Origin of the sequence: Nostoc flagelliforme FACHB-838, assembly GCF_014698065.1 — a bacterium.
GTDB classification, from domain to species: domain Bacteria; phylum Cyanobacteriota; class Cyanobacteriia; order Cyanobacteriales; family Nostocaceae; genus Nostoc; species Nostoc flagelliforme_B.
In genome coordinates this window covers 1-2,500 of record NZ_JACJSI010000618.1, presented here as the reverse complement: position 1 = coordinate 2,500, position 2,500 = coordinate 1, and the positions used below count along the sequence as shown (strand labels likewise).

2 protein-coding genes and 2 pseudogenes are annotated in these 2,500 nt (G+C 38.3%); 2 read left to right on the top strand and 2 right to left on the bottom strand.

The window, feature by feature from the left end; all coding sequences use genetic code 11:
- Window positions 1-114: pseudogene (locus H6G97_RS49750) on the top strand (reverse transcriptase N-terminal domain-containing protein); the annotation flags it as partial.
- Between the two features lie 183 nt (window positions 115-297).
- On the opposite strand, the pseudogene H6G97_RS49745 reads toward H6G97_RS49750, so the two are convergent.
- Window positions 298-553: pseudogene (locus tag H6G97_RS49745) on the bottom strand (ISLre2-like element ISCst1 family transposase); the annotation flags it as partial.
- Window positions 554-1,470: 917 nt separating this feature from the next.
- The gene (locus tag H6G97_RS49740; RefSeq protein ID WP_190735407.1) at window positions 1,471-2,118 is read right to left on the bottom strand and encodes a cysteine hydrolase family protein; all 648 of its coding nucleotides are present in this window, start codon (window positions 2,116-2,118) and stop codon (window positions 1,471-1,473) included.
- Between the two features lie 99 nt (window positions 2,119-2,217).
- Here H6G97_RS49740 and H6G97_RS49735 point away from each other — a divergent pair, with 99 nt between their 5' ends.
- Window positions 2,218-2,370, top strand: a complete 153-nt coding sequence (locus H6G97_RS49735) for a hypothetical protein (protein WP_190947609.1) — start codon at window positions 2,218-2,220, stop codon at window positions 2,368-2,370.
- The last annotated feature ends 130 nt before the right edge of the window (window positions 2,371-2,500 follow it).

Genomic DNA, 2,500 nt, shown 5'->3' with positions numbered 1-2,500 from the left:
CAAAAGCTTATTCTTAAATCCACCTCGGCTCGATTTCTTGCAATTAGACTTGTATCTCAGCTAAACGCTGGTAAAAAAACGGCGGGTATTGATGGTAAGAAATCCCTGTCATTCGTTCTCTCATCTCAAATGGATGTTTGAGTGGTTTCTCCGACACACTAACTTTGATTTTGCGACTCTTCAAATGTACGGAGATTTTTCAGAAATCAAATACTAGTCCTATAGAATCAGTCTTTTATACTTAGTATTAATTAAAGCAAATAATAAGTTAAGAGTAGAACTAAAGTATAAAATTTATCAAGCAGTTTGGGGTTTGATAAAGAAATTAAACATAGAACCACAAAAATTATCCCAACTTCCGGCTATCCATTGGCAACGCAGATGTAACAACATTTGCTGCATTTTCTTTCAACCAGAATTTACTGTTTCCTTTGATTCTTAAATTTACAACTTGGCGGATTAAACTCTCAATTGCACCACTGGCAATAGGTAGTTTTCTATTTATTGCTTTATCGTAATTTAAACGTCCTTTACGATAAGCATCTAAAATATAATGGCTCTCCTAGAGTAGGTATGATAAATTAATAATAAAAATAGACTGTAACCATTGCTATAAAATAATTCTAGTAATACAAAATTGAAAATTTAATAAAATACACTTTTTTTGTCTGAATTCCTCGCTATGTAATGATTCAAGCTGGTATTAAGTATTAATTTTACATAGCTAGTCTAGGATAGCCAATATGGGTCAAAAACAGCGATTAAAATTGCACAACATATATTAAAAGCATGAAGGTAAAAAGGACTAATTTTCGTTTTAGCGATCACTTTTATTGGTTTTAAAGTAGTGAACAAATTGAAGTTACACCCCCATGTTCAAAGGTTCTGGCAATTTAGCTTAACAACTCTTTGAATCGCCGTTTAAATAAGATATTAACAGAACAGTCATAAATCGCCTCATTTGACCCAACGGTGTTAAGAAGCAGGAAAGCTAGACTTCTACTGTTAGTTTTCCCTTATCTGGGGGTGCGATCACTTGTGCATCTTCCTTTAAGAATAAGGGAAGCAATCTCTAAATATTTAAAATCAAATATTAGTTATTATTTCTATACATTGCTTTTGTAAATTTATTAACTCCAATGAATTTGATTCTAAAGTTGTAAATACAACGCTTGGCTGATTAGCTTTTGTTATTAGAGTAATTATTTTTTCTTCAGCATTTATTTAAGGTTAATACCAAAGCAACCAGTATCAATCCTATAGCCAACATCAGCAAAGCTCTTAATGTTCTTGCGGGAGCGTCGATGGTTTGGGCGATGCCTACGCTGGGCTTTTAGAGCGAGCGCAACGCGCTACAAACTTTTTAGGTGTAATTTATCTGGCTGCTTCTGTCATTTGGCTCAATTGATGACACACCCTAGGAGTAATGCGGATATTTTCATAAGTTTTGTAAAATTGATGAGTTTGACATCACTTGATTGCTGCTACAACTTCATCTGTAGAAAGGACTGCATTGGCAATATAGCCAAAGTTGATCAGTGCTGCCTTGTAGCCGTCACCCAATTCCGGATGCCGAGGGGCTGCTGTTGCATCCTTGACAACAAGAACCTCAAATCCCTGTTCGAGCAATTCGCGTAGGTGAGCTTCAACACAAAGATTTGCCAACATTCCAAGTAAAATAACTTTGCTGATCTTGCGTTTACGCAGTTGCAAAACGAGATCGTTGGTTTGCGGCCCATAGACTTTATGAGGACTGGCCACAATTGTCAAGCCATCCTCAATGAAGGGCTTATAGCGATCAAGCCAGTCAGCACCCGATCCCAGGAATCCATCGAGGCTCAACGCACCACGGCGATCAAACTCCTTAACCTCAAGCATCATTTGCTCTAGGTTTCCAGCAAATTTCCAACTATGGTCGGTGGGGTAGTAATAGTGAGGGGAGATAAAAACTTCAAATCCATTCTGCTTCGCGGCTTTGAAGATTCGCTCAATGTTTTCGATGGTCTTGTTATCCTTAACACTCTCACCCACCAAATCCCAGGAAACCCCTTTTTCGCTCAAGACATCGTTTTGCGGATCGATGACAACTACTGCGGTGTCGTTCTTGTTAATGTTCATGCTTTTTCTCGTTGCTTGTTAATTTTCACCGTTCTCTTTCTTAAAAACCACCCGCGATATGCAGCGTTTTCCCAATGATTCAGAATCAGAATATCTTGGTTGCCAGAGCGATCGCGGTGGGCGAATGATCTGGCAGTGGTTGCCCTGTTTCAAACTTTGACACCACTGCCTAAATGCTGTTTCAAAAACGCCAAGGTGCGATCACGTGCTAATTCTGCAACTTATTGGCGATCGGCGGAACTAAGTGCTTGATAGATTAAAGGTGCAATGTATCCGCTCGGTAAATCGGGGTAGAAAGAAAAAATCAGAATGTAGATTGGTAGACACGGCGTTATAAAATATGATATATGACGCAAAAATCATCTGCTGGGAACTTAGTATC